The sequence below is a fragment of the Streptomyces sp. SID12501 genome (assembly GCF_010550245.1).
GTDB lineage: Bacteria > Actinomycetota > Actinomycetes > Streptomycetales > Streptomycetaceae > Streptomyces.
Genome location: NZ_JAAGLU010001125.1, coordinates 1 through 253, shown reverse-complemented (window position 1 = coordinate 253; position 253 = coordinate 1). Strand labels below are relative to the sequence as shown.

1 pseudogene is annotated in these 253 nt (G+C 59.7%); it reads left to right on the top strand.

Going from position 1 to position 253, the window contains the following annotated elements:
* Window positions 1-137: 137 nt before the first annotated feature.
* Window positions 138-253 (top strand): annotated as a pseudogene (locus tag G3I71_RS52150) (RNA-directed DNA polymerase); the annotation flags it as partial.

The following is a 253-nucleotide window of genomic DNA, read 5'->3' as shown; positions in this document are numbered from 1 at the left end:
CCTGCACCAGACCCGGGCCACCATCAGCCACTACAACCGGCGCGGCGACCCCCTGCCCACCCGCCTACGCCCCTGGCGGCAACCCGAGCAGAACCGATCACAACCTCAAGATCTGAGGCTGTAGTACATGGGAGTGCAAATCCCGACTAGCCGAATGGTTGGCCCCCAGGGGTCTCACCTTTAACGAGGAAAAGACGCGTGTCTGTCACCTCGAAGACGGTTTTGATTTTCTGGGATTCAACGTAAGGCGCTA